This window comes from Anaeromicrobium sp. (genome assembly GCF_025210435.1).
Classification (GTDB): domain Bacteria; phylum Bacillota; class Clostridia; order Peptostreptococcales; family Thermotaleaceae; genus Anaeromicrobium.
Map to the genome: position 1 here is coordinate 26,969 of NZ_JAOART010000120.1, position 15,019 is coordinate 41,987.

The 15,019-nt window shown below is 30.1% G+C and carries 17 protein-coding genes and 1 other RNA gene; 12 read left to right on the forward strand and 6 right to left on the reverse strand.

Annotated features, from left to right (window positions below):
* Nucleotides 1-9 precede the first annotated feature (9 nt).
* Together N4A57_RS14870 and N4A57_RS14875 are read left to right on the forward strand one after the other, a co-directional pair.
* Nucleotides 10-288: a hypothetical protein gene (locus tag N4A57_RS14870; protein ID WP_293658806.1), complete on the forward strand. Its 279-nt coding sequence runs from the start codon at nt 10-12 to the stop codon at nt 286-288.
* Between the two features lie 99 nt (nt 289-387).
* Nucleotides 388-1,023, forward strand: a complete 636-nt coding sequence (locus N4A57_RS14875) for an MBL fold metallo-hydrolase (protein WP_293658808.1) — start codon at nt 388-390, stop codon at nt 1,021-1,023.
* A gap of 46 nt (nt 1,024-1,069) precedes the next feature.
* Here N4A57_RS14875 and N4A57_RS14880 read toward each other — a convergent pair whose 3' ends face one another.
* Nucleotides 1,070-1,222: a hypothetical protein gene (locus N4A57_RS14880; protein ID WP_293658810.1), complete on the reverse strand. Its 153-nt coding sequence runs from the start codon at nt 1,220-1,222 to the stop codon at nt 1,070-1,072.
* A gap of 171 nt (nt 1,223-1,393) precedes the next feature.
* Between N4A57_RS14880 and pepT the strand changes: the two genes are divergently transcribed.
* The 3 genes from pepT (at nt 1,394) to N4A57_RS14895 (ending at nt 4,089) form a co-directional block, all read left to right on the forward strand.
* Entirely contained in the window at nt 1,394-2,626 is a 1,233-nt protein-coding gene (pepT, locus tag N4A57_RS14885; RefSeq protein WP_293658812.1) for a peptidase T, read from the forward strand.
* 243 nt (nt 2,627-2,869) lie between these two features.
* Complete coding sequence (locus N4A57_RS14890; protein ID WP_293658814.1) at nt 2,870-3,073, forward strand: hypothetical protein; 204 nt, start codon at nt 2,870-2,872, stop codon at nt 3,071-3,073.
* Between the two features lie 137 nt (nt 3,074-3,210).
* Nucleotides 3,211-4,089 (forward strand): YitT family protein, encoded by an 879-nt coding sequence (locus N4A57_RS14895; protein ID WP_293658816.1) that lies wholly within the window; start codon nt 3,211-3,213, stop codon nt 4,087-4,089.
* 207 nt (nt 4,090-4,296) lie between these two features.
* Here the strand turns inward: N4A57_RS14895 and N4A57_RS14900 are convergent, their stop codons facing one another.
* From N4A57_RS14900 to N4A57_RS14910, 3 genes are all read right to left on the reverse strand, one after another.
* On the reverse strand, nt 4,297-5,295 hold the full coding sequence (locus N4A57_RS14900; protein ID WP_293658817.1) for a PTS transporter subunit IIC: 999 nt from the start codon (nt 5,293-5,295) through the stop codon (nt 4,297-4,299).
* Between the two features lie 70 nt (nt 5,296-5,365).
* A complete protein-coding gene (locus N4A57_RS14905) occupies nt 5,366-5,878 on the reverse strand; it encodes a transcription repressor NadR (RefSeq protein WP_293658818.1) in 513 nt (170 codons plus the stop codon).
* 162 nt (nt 5,879-6,040) lie between these two features.
* Nucleotides 6,041-6,823, reverse strand: coding sequence for an ABC transporter substrate-binding protein (locus N4A57_RS14910; RefSeq protein ID WP_293658819.1), 783 nt, complete (start codon nt 6,821-6,823; stop codon nt 6,041-6,043).
* Nucleotides 6,824-6,906: 83 nt separating this feature from the next.
* Here N4A57_RS14910 and N4A57_RS14915 point away from each other — a divergent pair, with 83 nt between their 5' ends.
* Nucleotides 6,907-7,092: a hypothetical protein gene (locus N4A57_RS14915; RefSeq protein ID WP_293658820.1), complete on the forward strand. Its 186-nt coding sequence runs from the start codon at nt 6,907-6,909 to the stop codon at nt 7,090-7,092.
* A gap of 11 nt (nt 7,093-7,103) precedes the next feature.
* Here N4A57_RS14915 and N4A57_RS14920 read toward each other — a convergent pair whose 3' ends face one another.
* Nucleotides 7,104-8,588 carry a recombinase family protein gene (locus N4A57_RS14920; RefSeq protein ID WP_293658821.1) on the reverse strand — a complete coding sequence of 495 codons (1,485 nt, stop codon included), beginning with the start codon at nt 8,586-8,588 and terminating at the stop codon, nt 7,104-7,106.
* 186 nt (nt 8,589-8,774) lie between these two features.
* On the opposite strand from N4A57_RS14920, the gene N4A57_RS14925 reads away from it, so the two are divergent.
* Genes N4A57_RS14925 through N4A57_RS14940 form a run of 4 tightly spaced genes read left to right on the forward strand, consistent with a single transcriptional unit; the run spans nt 8,775 to nt 12,926 of the window.
* The gene (locus tag N4A57_RS14925) at nt 8,775-10,205 is read left to right on the forward strand and encodes a SpoIIE family protein phosphatase (RefSeq protein ID WP_293658822.1); all 1,431 of its coding nucleotides are present in this window, start codon (nt 8,775-8,777) and stop codon (nt 10,203-10,205) included.
* Between the two features lie 16 nt (nt 10,206-10,221).
* Entirely contained in the window at nt 10,222-10,602 is a 381-nt protein-coding gene (locus N4A57_RS14930; protein WP_293658823.1) for an ATP-binding protein, read from the forward strand.
* A 39-nt stretch (nt 10,603-10,641) separates the two neighbouring features.
* On the forward strand, nt 10,642-12,645 hold the full coding sequence (locus tag N4A57_RS14935; RefSeq protein ID WP_293658825.1) for a methyl-accepting chemotaxis protein: 2,004 nt from the start codon (nt 10,642-10,644) through the stop codon (nt 12,643-12,645).
* Between the two features lie 2 nt (nt 12,646-12,647).
* Nucleotides 12,648-12,926, forward strand: a complete 279-nt coding sequence (locus N4A57_RS14940) for an STAS domain-containing protein (RefSeq protein WP_293658826.1) — start codon at nt 12,648-12,650, stop codon at nt 12,924-12,926.
* A gap of 68 nt (nt 12,927-12,994) precedes the next feature.
* On the opposite strand, the gene N4A57_RS14945 is transcribed toward N4A57_RS14940, so the two are convergent.
* On the reverse strand, nt 12,995-13,246 hold the full coding sequence (locus N4A57_RS14945; protein WP_293658827.1) for an ABC transporter substrate-binding protein: 252 nt from the start codon (nt 13,244-13,246) through the stop codon (nt 12,995-12,997).
* Between the two features lie 220 nt (nt 13,247-13,466).
* On the opposite strand from N4A57_RS14945, the gene N4A57_RS14950 reads away from it, so the two are divergent.
* On the forward strand, nt 13,467-14,579 hold the full coding sequence (locus tag N4A57_RS14950) for a metallophosphoesterase (protein ID WP_293658828.1): 1,113 nt from the start codon (nt 13,467-13,469) through the stop codon (nt 14,577-14,579).
* Nucleotides 14,580-14,658: 79 nt separating this feature from the next.
* Nucleotides 14,659-14,841: non-coding RNA, 6S RNA (ssrS, locus tag N4A57_RS14955), on the forward strand.
* The last annotated feature ends 178 nt before the right edge of the window (nt 14,842-15,019 follow it).

Below are 15,019 nucleotides of genomic sequence, written 5' to 3' on the forward strand. Positions count from 1 at the left end.
AGGATATTTATGAAAGATTTAAAGAAAATGAAAAAGAAACTAGAAAGGGTTGCAAAGCAATATAACACTTCTAATAAGGATATGGAAAAATTTAATGAAATGGCAGATAAATATAAAGATAAAAGTGAAGCGGAAATAGAAAATGAAATGATGAAAATGATAAATAAATTTTCTACTTCAGAAAAAAATCAATTGATAAAAAAGATGAAGCTACTAAAAAAGATGGGACTATTAGATAGGGAACAAGAAAAAAAGTTAGATTATTTTATAAAGCTTATGAGAAAATAAAAGTCAATTTTCAAATTGACTTTTATTTTTTACTTACTAGGAAATTATAATTTTTTAAAACTGTGGTAATATGGATTTATATGAAAGGAGGAATAAATTATGGAGTTAAAAAGATTTGTAGTAGGTAGTTTAGATACTAATGCTTATGTAGTATATGATAAAGATAGCCTTAAAGGATGTATAATAGATCCTGGAGATAATGGAAAGGTAATAAGTAATTTTATAGATCAAAAGGAAATTAGTTTAGAAAGTATAGTATTAACCCATTGTCATTATGACCACATAGGAGCGGTACAATATTTAAAGGATAAATATAAATCAAAAGTATATATTCATGAGCTAGATGAAGAAGGATTAACTTCTAGTGAAATCAATAGATCTAAATATCATAATAAGAAAATTCAATTTAAAGGACATATTAGATTGAAAGAAAAGGATATTATAAACATTGGACCTATAAAAATGGAAGTTATACATACACCAGGTCACACACCAGGGAGTATATGCTTATACATTAAAAAGGAAAAGGTAATATTTACAGGAGATACCATATTTGACACGGATATAGGGAGAATGGATTTACCAGGAGGTAGTGTGAAGGATATGGCCTATTCTTTAGACAAGTTAGATAAAAAATTAAATGATGAGGTTACTATTTATCCAGGTCATGATGTTTCAGCTACTATGGAATATGTGAGAAAACATAATAGAGAATTTCATCAGTATAAAAAGTAATAAAAAGGCGGTTAGGCATATAACCGCCTTTTAAATATATGGATATTTATTTTTCCATAATCATGAAAAATGCAGAATTATTTTCACTTTTGAACTTTGAGTTAAATTCCTTTTCGAAAGTTTGAATTAGGGACAATTGTTCTTCAGTTAAATTTGCATAATTTAATGAAGAAAGAGAATTCAAATAATCTTTATTCATGAAAATTCCTCCTTGTATATTAGGTAGTGTTTCCAAGTGAATTTAAAAATAATATATAAATATATGGGTAAAAAATAAATAAATATTAAAATTTTTCTTTTCATTATAAAAAGTACAAAAATAGGTAAAAATATTAAAAAATTTTAACTATTAAGAGGAGTGTACTAAGTAATGGAAAGTATAATAGATAGATTTTTCAAATATGTGGAATATGAGACCACATCAGATGAAAATTCAGATACGTGTCCCAGTTCTAAGAGTCAATGTAGGTTTGCTAAACTGTTGAAGGATGAATTAGAATACATAGGTCTTACCCATGTATACATGGATGAGTTTGGTTATGTATATGGCACCATAGAGGCAAATACTAAAAGGGAAGTTCCAACTATTGGATTTATTGCCCATATGGATACAAGTCCTGATACTAGTGGAAAGGATGTGAAACCTAAAATAATTAAGGAGTATGATGGTGGAAAAATTCTATTAAACGAAGAAAAAAATATTGTATTGTGTCCTAAAGAATTTCCAGAACTTAAAAATTATGTGGGACAAGATATTATAACTACAGATGGAACAACCCTTTTAGGAGCAGATGACAAGGCTGGAATAGCTGAAATAGTCACTGCCATGGAATATATAATCAATAATCCAAATATAAAACATGGGAAAATAAAAGTTGCTTTTACTCCTGATGAAGAAATTGGAAGAGGAGCAGATCGGTTTAATGTGGAAAAGTTTAATGCAAAATATGCATACACCATAGATGGAGGGGAAATTGGTGAATTAGAATATGAAAATTTTAATGGAGCATATGCAAAGATAAAAATAAAGGGAGTAAATGTTCATCCTGGTATTGGAAAAAATAAAATGAAAAACTCCATTCTTATGGGTATGGAATTAAATTCCATAATATCTTCAAAGGAAAGGCCTGCCAATACAGAAAAGTATGAAGGTTTTTATCATTTAAATCATATAAGGGGAAATGTTGAAAACACAGAGATGTATTATATTATTAGGGATCATAGTATGGAAGAATTTAAAGAAAAAAAGAATAGAATTGAGAAAATTGTAAACTATATAAATGATAAGTATGGTGAAAATACAATTAGTTTAGAAATGAAAGATCAATATTATAATATGAGGGAAAAAATTGAACCAGTTATGGAAGTAGTTAATATTGCTAAAGTAGCTATGGAACAAGTTGGTATAAAGCCTAAGATAAAACCAATAAGAGGAGGCACAGACGGAGCAAGATTATCATTTATGGGATTACCTTGCCCTAATATATTCACTGGAGGTCACAATTTTCATGGAAGGTTTGAATATATTCCCGTACAGTCCATGTTAAGAGCAGTTGAAACAATTGTAAAAATTGTCCAGCTATATGAAGAGAATGTTAGATAAATAACATAAATCGTCAATTATCTATGTGATGTCTAATCTTATATTGTCTTTCCCTTTCCATTCGGTTTAAGGCGGAAATGTACCTAATGACAAGAACAATTAATATTAAACCAATTAAACGTATCAACATCAAACATCACCTCATGAAAGAAAAATTTTGTTAAAAAAATAACTATATGTATATAATACCATACATTGGAAATTAATTCAAAGTATTTCATATATTTTCTAGGAGGGCTAAGGATGGATAGAGACTATGTAATTTATGCACATAATGATATATCTAGTCCCATGAGCAGGGACGAGGCCATAGCAAAGGTAAAGGAATATGCACATAAAGGAATAGATGCCTATATAATGTCTCGAGAAGAAGGAGAAAGAGTAAAATTTTCAAATGAATTTAATACACCTGAGTGGACTAATGAAGGTGCTTATAAGAAAGATTAGCCAATTGGCTAATCTTTCTTTTTTAGGCACATCAAAAAAATATGTTAAGGAAATGTTAAAAAAAATAAAAGGTATTTTACTAGGGTAAAAAATATGATATAGTTTACAGGAACATTCATTTTGAAGGGGTGATAGGTATGAAAAAAACAGTGAAAGATATAGTAATTGATTATTTATTTATTTTCATTGGGTGCGTTTTAATGGCTTTTGCCATAACGTCCATATTAAAGCCTAATAACTTGGTAACAGGTGGTATTACAGGAATATCTATTATAGCCGATAGGGTAATTCACATTAAGTACACATATGTATATTATGTATTATCCCTAGTAGTATTAGTTAGTTCATTTATATTTTTAGGAAAGAAAGATGGAATGAAAATAATAGTTTTATCCGTTTGTTTTCCGGTTATATTAATGATATTAGAAGAAATTAATATTATGTTTATAGAAAATGATTTAATATTAGCATCCATATATTATGGTGTCATATCTGGAGTAGGATGTGGAGTTGTTTTAAAAAGAGGATTTTCATTCGGAGGAACAGATACTATAGCTAAAATATTGCACAAAAGAATACTTCCCTTCGTAAGTATGAGTCAGATATTGCTGGTAATGGATACTATGGTTATAGCCACATCGGCCATAGTCTATGATATGAATATAGCCCTTTACGCCATAGTAACTCAGTTCATATTTGTAAAGGCAATGGATGCCGTATTATTTGGATTAAAGGCAAAGAAAATCAAGCTTGAAATAATAAGTAAAGAATATGAAGAAATAATAGGATACATTTTAAATAAAATACATAGGGGTGTAAGCACATATGATATAAAGGGTGCTTATACGGATGAAAGTAGAATAAAGATAATATGTATATGTAGTCCACGTGATGTAATAATGATAAAAAATTTCATAGCTAAAGTGGATCCACATGCCTTTTTATATGGAGTTTCAATAAATTCTGTATGGGGTGAAGGTGCAGATTTTGAATCTTTATTAGAAGATAATATGTAAAAAGTCGTAGGATCTAGGATTCGTTATGGAACCTTATGGTTCCCTTCGACGATTGCTATCGCAATCTGAACACCCTCCTTTAAAGAGGCAGGGGAATTCTTCCCCCACACCCCCTTATTTTTTTACTTATCCACAGTCTTAAGAAATTTATAATTTCCTATAGCGTAAAAAAGGGATGGCTATCATTAATAGCCGTCTCTTTTTATCCTATAGTTTCATATCTCCAAATTTTATTAAACCTACTTTTCTCATATATTCAGATATGAAAAAGCATATTAGGCCAGGTAATAGGAAATGAAGAATTCCTATTCCATATAAACTAGCCTTTCCCATTGTGTCTAATGTGGCAAATTGTCCAACTAATCCGCTTGTTCCCATTCCAGCACCTATCTTATTATTAGTCATTTTAAATACTAAGGTGGACAAGGGTCCTAAAATAGCAGAAGTAATTATTTGAGGAAGCCATATCCAAGGATTTTTTATTATATTGGGAACTTGCAACATGGAAGTTCCTAGTCCTTGGGAAATTAAACCGCCAAACTTATTTTCTCTGTAGCTAGAGACGGCAAAACCTATCATTTGACATGCACATCCTACGGTGGCTGCACCAGCTGCTAGACCACTTAAACCAAGGGAAATAGATAAAGCAGCACTACTAATAGGCAAGGTTAGTATTATTCCCATGAAAACTGCCACTAATATGCCCATTGGTAATGGATGAAGCTCTGTTAAGGTATTTATGAAATACCCAAGATATGTCATGAATCTAGAAATAATAGGAGCTATAGTGGTAGCTATAATAGTTCCAGATATAATGGTAGTAAGTGGAATAAGAATTATATCTAGTTTAGTTTTCCCCTGTACTACTTTAGACATTTCAGCCCCTACTAAAGAAGCTATCAGGGCACCTACTGGCTCACCTATGTGTAAGATAGGTGTAGAATCAGTAAAGGTTATTGTATTGGCTCCTAGGGCTCCGGCTATGATGGAAGAAAAAATACCTAGGGGAGAAGCATTTACACTATAGGCCACACCTGCACCTATGGCAGGCCCCATCATATATTGGCTAATTTTACCACCTAAAAGTAAAGGACCCAAGTTCGTATAGGTTCCTATTTGTTTTAATATAAGGCCAATTATGAGAGAAGAAAATAAACCTAAAGCCATTCCGTTTAAAACTTTTGTTATGTAATCTTTTAATTTCATTTTTATACCTCCAGAGTACATACATGTGTCTTGTCACGTAGTATTAAAAAATATTATGAATATGTACAAATTATTTACTTATTAAGTAATGTTTATTCTTTAAAGAATCTACTATTTTGTTATATATAGTTATATTAGGTATTTCTATAGTATGGAAATGAATCCCATCTGTTAAAGTAAAAAGGGGTTGAGCTTTTTTTTCTTCCACTGATTTAATAAATTCATCTAATTCAAATTTAGAACCTATTAGAAGGGGGGTCTTAATTTCACCATAAACTGGGTGGTTAACGATTATATCTAGTATTTTACCACCTAATTCTATGATTGTATTAAGTTCATCTTCTAGTTCATGAGTGCCGTTATGTTTGCACTTTATAATCTTTAGGATTTTGTCATCATTTAATATAACATAGCCATTTGAGGTTGCAAGGATATGTATTCCACGAGCCCGCAAAAGGGCTATGTCTTGTACAATAACTTGTCTACTTACTTTAAATTCTTTGGCAAACTCAGAGCCTGTTATTGGTCCTTTAGATTGTATAAGCAAGTTTAGTAATGATTCTCTTCTTTCTTGAGATTTCACGGGTAAGACTCCCTTCTAATGACTAAGATTATTTTACCTATTAAAATGCCATATTTTAAGTAATTATTATTACGTCCTATAAGTATAACATATGGAAAAATTTATCGCAATATTGAGAAAATTACATATGAAAATAGCAGGGGAAAACCCCTGCTAAATTATTTATTTAATATTGTCCATGGCAGATTTAGCAAATTCAGTAGTAACTATTTTATCATAAGGAGCTCTTTTATCTAATTCTCCAGCCATCTCAACTATATCCATCATGTGATTTAATCCTTCCTCTGTAAGAATCAAATCAGGTTTCCAAGTATCTTGAGCCTTGTATCTATTAACCACCTCTGTCAATATTTCCATATCTGCATCTGGGAATTGGGGAGATATGGCGGCAGCCACTTCTTCTGCTGAATGGTTCTCTACCCATTTCATTCCTTTATACACGCCGTTAGTGAATTTTTGAATAATCTCAGGATTGTTTTCTATAAAACTCTTTTTCGCAGAATAACAAGTATATGGTATATAGCCACCTTCTTTACCGATTGACGCAACTATATGTCCTGCACCTTCATTTTCCATCAAAGAAGCAACGGGCTCAAAGAGTGTTACAAAATCTCCTTCACCACCCTTAAAAGCTCCTGCCATCACAGAAAATTGTATATCTGTCCTAACATTTACATCTTTACCTGGGATTATATTGTTAGATTTTAAAACATATTCTAGGGTCATCTCAGGCATACCACCCTTTCGACCACCTATAATTGTTTTTCCCTTAACCATATCAAAAGTAAATTTTTCCATAGGATTTCTAGCCACTAAAAATGATCCGTCCCGTTGGGTCAATTGGGCGAAGTTAACTGCATAATCATCTTTACCCTTGTTATATACATACACAGAGGCTTCAGGTCCCATAAATCCAATGTCTACTTGATTAGATGGGAAAGACACCTAAGGATAGGATTTATGAATGGAATAGGGACAAATGTATTTTTCATATGTATTAATAGTAAAGGATAAAGGGGTGAGTCCATATGGATAATTGGGTAGATACACCCTATGGGAAGAGATATAAAGAGGATTATAATAAAACCATGGCCTTTTTTATGACAGCTCCACAGGAGAAGGGGAAAAGAAATATACCAGATGATTTGATGGATATTATTTTGGAAGAATATATACATATAAAAAGACATTTAGTAAATAATAAGGAGGACTAAATGTCTTTAAATCAAATTTTATAATAGATATGAATTTTCTTTTTTTCATAGGGCCTATCATTATGAAATATTTCTATGCGGTCAATAATCCTATTTAGGATTTTTTTCTTGGAGTGAAAGGAAAATGTATGAAAACTTTTACTAAAGGATTTTATATAAATAATAAAATCTCCATCCTTTTGGTGATTTTCCATGTTATATAGTTTGGATTGTAATTCCTTTAAAAGTTTATTTTTTTCTTCCTTTTCTTTAGATAACTTTTCTCTTCTGTGGGTGAAATCCATTTCTGTAATTAAATCCTTTTCAATGAGATCAAATAGTTTATCCCTTCTCTTTGAAATAAGATTAATACTTTCTTTCAATGTAGAAATGTCATTTTTCAGTATATATAGAGTATGATTTTTTTCTTTAATTAATTTTTCATTAATTTCATAAATCATACTTTGGGATGCTTCTAGGTTTTCAATGGTCTTTTGTATTTCCCTTATGATTACATTTTCAGATATGTAATGGTGAGTACATTTTCCATAGTGTTTGTAGCTTTTACAAGTAAAAAACACTTCTCCATTTTTTCTACTATTTCTAAGCATATATTCTTTACAATCTCCACAAAAGATGATACCAGCTAGTAAATTGGGGACTTTAGAAGAGGTTCCACGGTTTAATTTTCTTCTACTCATATTTTCCTTTGATTTTAAAAAGATTTCCTTAGAAATTATAGGTTCATAGGTCCCCTTATAAGTGTTGTAGTCATGGGAATAAACTACTTTTTTCTTTCCATTCTTCTTTATATATTGTTGTCTTTTATGAACCATCTCCCCATAATAGGTGGGGTTTTTTAATATACGTACAATGGAAGAACTAGTAAAAGGTTTTTTATTCCTGGTTGTATATCCTAAATTATTAAGGTAAATGGCTATACTTCTAGTACCAATGTTTTTACTTCCACTAAGATGAAATATTTTTTTTATAATTTCAGATTCCTTTTTATTGATTTTTAAAGTTTTATCTTTAGTCAATTCATACCCTAAGGGAGGTCTTCCTCCTCTCCATTTACCCTCATGTAATATTTTTTTATGAGCAAGTTGAATTCTTTCACTTATGGAAGCTCTTTCAAATTCGGCAAAGGAGCCTAGCATATTTAGCATTAATTTACCAGAGGCTGTGGAAGTATGGAAATTTTCTGTTTTTGACTTAAATATTATATTATTGTTTGTAAATGTTTCTATTATTTTCATCAAATCTGCCATGTCCCTAGAAAGTCTGTCTAATCTCCACACTAGTACTACATCATAATTTTTACAATCCTTTAATAATTTTTTCAAGGCAGGTCTGTCCATTGTACTTGCAGAATAGCCTCCATCCGTATATATATTATAAATATCATAATGAAAGGCATGACAATAGGTTAATAATTCTTGTTTTTGGGCTCCTATGGAATGGCCACCAGAAGCTTGTTCTTCTGTACTTACACGGAGATATAGGGCTGCTTTCAAAAGAATCACCTCTTAAGCATATATACTAACACATATGCAAATAGTCATAATATTTATTACTAAATTTATAAAGTTATAATCATCTATTAAGAATGGTACCATATAATAGAAATCCTATCTATTATATGGTAATATTAAAAAGGCTTGTAATTTTATAAGTCTTCAACAAAATAGGAGTGATATAGTATGGAAGAAATATTTATACAAGATGAAGAAATAGATTTTAATAACTTAGACCTATTAAAAGTCATAATAAAAAATATCTCTCATATAGTAGCCGTATATGGGCTAGATAAGACTATTATGTTCCATAATGAGGCTGCTTATGAATTTTATAATGGAGATAAAAATGAAATTAAGGGTAAAAGATGTTATGAAATGGTAAATAGAAATGAAGAATGTTTAGATTGTTTCTTTAATAAAGCCATGGAGACTAAAGAAATAATAGAAGGAGAAAAATTTATTCCTGAAATAAAAAAACACATGAAATCTAAATATACTCCTGTATTAAATAAATCAGGAGAAGTAAGATTTGTTATTGTACAATCAAAGGATATTACTCAAAAAAGGGAATTGGAAAAAAAGTTAGAAGAAAATGAAATAAGGTATAAAAAAATAGTAAATGTATTGCCTGATCCTGTGGTCATTACAGTGAATGGAAAGATTGTTTTTGGAAATGAAGTAGCCCATAAATATTTTTATGAACTTATTGGAAAGGACATATGTGAGCTTCTATCTGATTCTTCAAAAACTGCAAAAAAGAGACTTAATCAGATAGTTGAAAATAAAACAGACAAAGCTACCTTTGATTATAGGATTAATCTGGATAATAAACGTATAATTGATGTGGAAGTGTGTTCAAATTATCTTATTTATCAAGGAAAACCAGCAGTTATGTCAATTCTTAGGGATATTACTGAAAGAAAAAAAGAATTAAATGCGGCTGCAAAAATTCAAAGGGGAATATTTGAAAAAAGTATTTCTCTATCAAATAAGATTAATGTGGAAACTCTTTATGTACCAGCAAAAACAGTTAGCGGAGATTTTTTCTATATGGAGAAAATAAATGAGGATTTAATCCTTGGAATTATTGGAGATGTAAGTGGAAAAGGAATATCTGCAGCCCTTAGCATATCTGCATTTAATGTATTATTCCATGAAGTGATTTTAAAGGAACAAAATCCATACGATATAATCAATCATCTGAATAAGAAGGTCATTGATTATTTGGGAGAAAGGTATGTTGCTGCATGTTGTTTTAGTCTTGATTTGAAAAAAAATGAAGCTAAAATAGCAGCTGCAGGTATTAATGAATTTGTACTTCAACATGGGAATACTACAATGGAAAAAAGAATTATTAAAGGACCTTTCCTAGGCATGTTTGAAGACAGCATATTTGATGAACAAACAATTCACTTTCACAGGGGAGACAAGTTTTATTTCTTTACTGATGGATTAGAATCCATACTCAATAACAAAGAAATTCGTAAAAAACATTTCGAAAAGGCTACACCTATTCATGTGAAAAAATACTTGAATAAATATTTAAAGAATATATCTGACAATGTAGAAGGAATAAAAGATGATTGCACTTTATTATCATTAGAAATTAAATAAAATAAGGAGCACAAAGATGAAGAAAAGAGAATTTGTTTTGTACGATTTAACTGAACATAATAGGATTATTGAAGAAATAATTAAAGAATTAAATGCTTTTGAGTATTATTTTGATATAAAGCTAATTCTTACAGAGGCTTTGACCAATGCCTATAAGCATGGAAATAAAAATGACAATAAAAAGCCCATTTATTTGAGATATTTCTATAATAATAAGAATTTAACATTTGAGATAGAAGATTCAGGATCTAATCATAAAAATATAACCATTCCTGATGAAATATCAGATAAAAACTTATTAAATACCTTTGGAAGGGGATTATTTCTTATTAAAAGTATGGCTGATAATGTAGAATCTAAAGGTAATATGTTAGTTATACAAAAATATCTAAATTAAAAAAATGAACAGCTTAAAAATTTAGGAAGGAGAATATCCATGAAGATGAGCTTAAAAACCAAATTGATCTCAATGTTTTTTATATTTATTTCAGTTCCGCTTATTATTTTAGGAATTATATCTAGTAATATGGCTTCAAATTCAATGGAACATTTGACTGAGGAAGAATTGAGGCAAATCACTGAAGATGCATCTAAAGCTATTAATCAGAGCATATATTCAGTGGATAAATATGTACAAGTTTTAAGTCATAATAAGGATTTTGCTAATATTGCCATAGAAAATATTGAAGATGATTTTAAAGTATTTCAATATTTAAAAACTCTTCAAGAAGAAAACAGTGAGGAAATAGAAAAAATAATTATTACTGATAAATTTGGTAAGGGTGTTATTAGTAGTGATGATAAGAACTATAATGTGGATTTGAGTAATCGAAGCTATGTGCAAAGTGCTTTAAAAGGTTCTAAATATATAAGTGAAGTAATAATATCTAAAGTTTCAAAAAACCCCATAATAGGAATAGCCTATCCATTAAAGATTAATGATGAAATTGTAGGAACAATAACTGGAACAATTAAGTTTGAGAATGTATCTAAGCATGTTTCTCATATAAAAGTAGGGCAAAAGGGATATGCCTATATGATAGATAAAAATGGATTATTTGTTTATCATCCTGAAAAAGAGAAGGTATTAGAAGAAAATATAAAAGATAGAGCTAACGACCAATTGAACAAATTAATAGAAAGAATGGAATTAGGAAAAGAGGGAGAAGGTTATTATGAATATGAAGGAGAACGTAAATTCGTAAGATTTACCCCTTCTAATAAATGGATTGTGGCAGTAACGGCTGATTATGATGAATATATGGCTGTGGCAACAACTATTAAAAGAAATACATTTGTTATAACAGTGGTATCATTGATAATGGCAATGTTTTTAGCCTACTCAATCACAACAAGGAACATAATAAATCCCATTAAAAAACTAGAAGAATTGATGATAAATGCAGGAAATGGGGATTTGACAGTTAAATCAAATATAACTACAAAGGATGAAATACAAACTCTAGGTGAATGTTTCAATGAAATGATAGAACATCAATCTAATGTAATAAGTCATGTTAGAAAAGGCGCAGAGGATTTAGCATCAGCATCACAAGAAGTTTCTGCTTCTACGGAAGAAGTAAGTGTATCTACTGAAGAAATTACATCTAATATACAGGAGGTTGCAGCTAATGCAGAAGAGCAAAACAATACTATAATTGAAACATCTGAAGTTTTAGTTCAACTTTCAAGTTTAATACAAATAGCTCAAATCAAAGCAACTAAAGCTAAAGATAATTCAAGATATAGTAAAATAGCTGCAGAAAAAGGAAGAAATAATGTTGAAAAAACAGTTGAAGCCATTGAAAATATAAATAAGGTATCAACTGAGACGGCACATATATTAAAAGAATTAAATGAACTTTCCAACAAAGTTAGTGGAATTATTGAAACAATTAATAAAATTTCAGATCAAACAAATTTATTAGCATTAAATGCTGCCATTGAAGCCGCAAGGGCTGGAGAACATGGAAAAGGATTTACAGTGGTAGCAGATGAAGTTAGAAAGCTTTCAGAACAAACAAGTGTGGAGGCAAATGAAATAGGTTCTTTGGTAAATCAAATGGTAACTCAAATAAATGCTGCCGTTAGATCCATGAATTCAAGTAAGAGGGTAGTACAAAAGGGTGTAATTGTGGCAAATGAAACGGATGAATCATTTGTGAGTATTATAAATGCAGTGGAACAAATAGTAAATGATATTGAACAAATAGTAAATGTTACGAAGGATGAAGTGGCAAGTTCTGATCAAATAATAAATCTTATTGATGCTGTTGCAACTATTACTGAGACTACCGCAACAAATAGTGAAGAAGTGGCTAAATCAACAGAAGAACAATCCTCCGTAATTGAAAATTTAGCAGCTAGTGCAGAAGAAACTAGCGCCATGGCTAATAGTTTAAATGATCTTGTAGTAAAATTTAAAATTGGAGGAGAGTAAAAGTGAATACATCAAATATTATAATACCTAAAAATTTTGCAGTAGATGAGGCCTCTGATTTTAGAGAAGAAATAATTCTCTTAATCAACAAAGGTGAAAGGGTCTTTACCCTTAATTTTAGTAAGTGTGAATTTATAGATAGTACGGGACTTGGCGTATTAGTATCAATATATAAAAAATGTGAAGAAGTAAATGGAGAGCTGAAACTTCATTCAATTAATTCACAAGTCATGAGGATTTTTCAATTAACAAGACTAGACAAAGTATTTAATATTAAATAATGAAAAAGCAAAGAGTGAATTCTTTGCTTTTTTCCTTTATATATTAAAATCTATGTAAAAACCTATCTTTAGGTATCATTATAGGATAATAAGGCAGTCATGGTTTTATCTGCACCTTGACCATTAATTATTTCTAATTCTATGCCCTCTTCTTCAAAAAAACCATTAGTTATGGCCACATATTGAGGTGCGTAGAATACAGAGTGAGTAACTTCAGCTAACCGAACAGTAGTTAGGCCTTTGTCATCACAACCAATAGATGCTATTGATATGATTAGTAATAAGGTGAGAAAAAGAGCTGTTTTCTTAAACTTTTTCACAAAAATCCCCCCTAATAAGAATTTTCCTATAATATTAATATATTCACATGGATTATAAAGGTTACTATAGATTTCGTATTTATAAACCAGATTTATGTGAGCCTATTTCAGGAAAGTATATTAGGGTAAAGTCTAAGGGAAAGTTCTATTTTATAGAAGGTTATTAATGTAAATTATCGAAATTATATAATAAGAGAAAAGGACTAAGGGAGATAGGCATATGGATGTTAAGAGTAGAATAATTGAACTTCCTCCTGAAGAAAAGTACAGATTAATAGTTATGAGTGATATTCATGGGGGATTTAATTTATATAAAAAATTAATTGAAAAAGTTAAATTAGAAAAAAAGGATTATCTAATCCTATTAGGAGATTTCATAGAAAAGGGTCCCCGTAGTAAGAAACTATTAGAAGAGATAAAAAAAATATCAAAACATAAAAATAGAATAATAATATCGGGTAATTGTGAAGCATTTATATCTTATCTTATGAAAGATATAAATAATTGTGAAAAAATATATAAATATATGGAAACTAAGCCCTATAGAAGTATATTTGACGACTGGATAGATGAACTGAATATTAATATTAATGAAATTACACCAGCCAAACTTCACACTAAGATTAATAATACCTATAAGGATGATGTGAATTTTATAAGTACATTGCCCATAGGCCTAGAATTTGATAAATTCATATTTGTACATGGTGGTATAGATCATATTCATAATTGGAAGGATAGTTCCTTTAGAACCATATTGGCCTGTGATGAATTTTATAAAAAGGGTCACAAAAGTGATAAAACTGTAATAGTAGGACATTGGCCCACTTCAAATTATAAGAATTTCAGTGGTAATGGCGATGTAATTATAGATGAAAAGAAAAGGATAATATGTATAGATGGTGGCTATGGAGTAAAAATAAAGGGTCAAATGAATGCTCTTATTATTGAAAAAAATGGAAAAGATTATAATATATTTAGTGAAAAAATAGATGATTTTACTAGGTATAAGGTTATAGAAAAGAACAGAGGTAGTGAGAAAATTCCTGAAAAATTAGGGTGGCCATATAATAAAATTAAAATAATTGAGAAGAAAGAAGAATTTTCCTTATGTGAAAGAATATATAATAGAGAGCGCATAAATGTTAAAAACGAATTGATAAAATATGATGGAAAAGAATATTATTGTGATCAAGATTATCAAGAATATTTTTTAACGGTAAATAAGGGAGACCAAGTAAGGGTGGCAGGCATATATGGAAAATATGCTTTAGCAAGATTTAAGGATGAATATGGATGGATTGAAACTAAAAAGATTGCTAGGTTGGAGTAATAGAAAAAATTAATATAAATTTCCATTAAATATGTATTTGCCAATTATAAAAAATTTGTTATAATGGATACAGGAAAACATATATCTGGGATATGCGTGTAGCTCTTATTTTGAACCTACAGTTAAGAAACGGGAGTTCAAAATTTAGATGTGAAATTGACTTATGAGACCGAATCGGCAAGGACAAAGAAATATCTGTGAGGGCACCCACCTATCATAGAGATAGGTATCAAAATTAGAGTAGCGGTATTTTGGAATATTAAAAGAGAGGCATGTGCCTCTCTTTTTTGGGTTTATATGAGCGTGCCCAGCAAAGCTGTAATTTGCTTACTGGTGAAAGTCCAGTCTAGGTAGTTGCCAAGAAGCCTAGTAGCTATAAGACCAGCGTTATTAGAGATAGTAGCGTTGAAGCGTTTTGAAAATGTGCCTTTATGGTGCTA